This window comes from Streptomyces sp. NPDC002076 (assembly GCF_053593835.1).
Window position 1 is genome coordinate 1 of the sequence record NZ_JBSFDI010000073.1, and the last position, 1,413, is coordinate 1,413.

Here is a 1,413-nt window from a genome sequence, read left to right on the forward strand (position 1 = left end):
TGAGACCTGATGCCGAGCCGATTGTGGTGAAGTGGATGATCCTATGCTGTCGAGAAAAGCCTCTAGCGAGTTTCATGGCGGCCCGTACCCTAAACCGACTCAGGTGGTCAGGTAGAGAATACCGAGGCGTTCGGGTGAACTATGGTTAAGGAACTCGGCAAAATGCCCCCGTAACTTCGGGAGAAGGGGGGCCAGCTCTGGTGAGAGGACTTGCTCCTCGAGCTGGGGGTGGCCGCAGAGACCAGCGAGAAGCGACTGTTTACTAAAAACACAGGTCCGTGCGAAGCCGTAAGGCGATGTATACGGACTGACGCCTGCCCGGTGCTGGAACGTTAAGGGGACCGGTTAGCTCACTTTCGGGTGGGCGAAGCTGAGAACTTAAGCGCCAGTAAACGGCGGTGGTAACTATAACCATCCTAAGGTAGCGAAATTCCTTGTCGGGTAAGTTCCGACCTGCACGAATGGCGTAACGACTTCTCGACTGTCTCAACCATAGGCCCGGTGAAATTGCACTACGAGTAAAGATGCTCGTTTCGCGCAGCAGGACGGAAAGACCCCGGGACCTTTACTACAGTTTGATATTGGTGTTCGGTTCGGCTTGTGTAGGATAGCTGGGAGACTGTGAAGCATGCACGCCAGTGTGTGTGGAGTCGTCGTTGAAATACCAGTCTGGTCGTGCTGGATGTCTAACCTGGGTCCGTGATCCGGATCAGGGACAGTGTCTGATGGGTAGTTTAACTGGGGCGGTTGCCTCCTAAAGGGTAACGGAGGCGCCCAAAGGTTCCCTCAGCCTGGTTGGCAATCAGGTGTTGAGTGTAAGTGCACAAGGGAGCTTGACTGTGAGACCGACGGGTCGAGCAGGGACGAAAGTCGGGACTAGTGATCCGGCGGTGGCTTGTGGAAGCGCCGTCGCTCAACGGATAAAAGGTACCCCGGGGATAACAGGCTGATCTTCCCCAAGAGTCCATATCGACGGGATGGTTTGGCACCTCGATGTCGGCTCGTCGCATCCTGGGGCTGGAGTCGGTCCCAAGGGTTGGGCTGTTCGCCCATTAAAGCGGTACGCGAGCTGGGTTTAGAACGTCGTGAGACAGTTCGGTCCCTATCCGCTGTGCGCGTAGGAGTCTTGAGAAGGGCTGTCCCTAGTACGAGAGGACCGGGACGGACGAACCTCTGGTGTGCCAGTTGTTCTGCCAAGGGCATGGCTGGTTGGCTACGTTCGGGAGGGATAACCGCTGAAAGCATCTAAGCGGGAAGCCTGCTTCGAGATGAGGACTCCCACCCACTTGATGGGGTAAGGCTCCCAGTAGACGACTGGGTTGATAGGCCGGATCTGGAAGCCAGGTAACTGGTGGAGGTGACCGGTACTAATAGGCCGAGGGCTTGTCCTCAGTTGCTCGCGTCCACTGTGTT

General features: G+C 56.5%; 1 rRNA gene. It reads left to right on the forward strand.

The features are described from left to right. Positions 1-1,391 (forward strand): 23S ribosomal RNA (locus ACWCQS_RS46035); the annotation flags it as partial. Positions 1,392-1,413 lie beyond the last annotated feature (22 nt).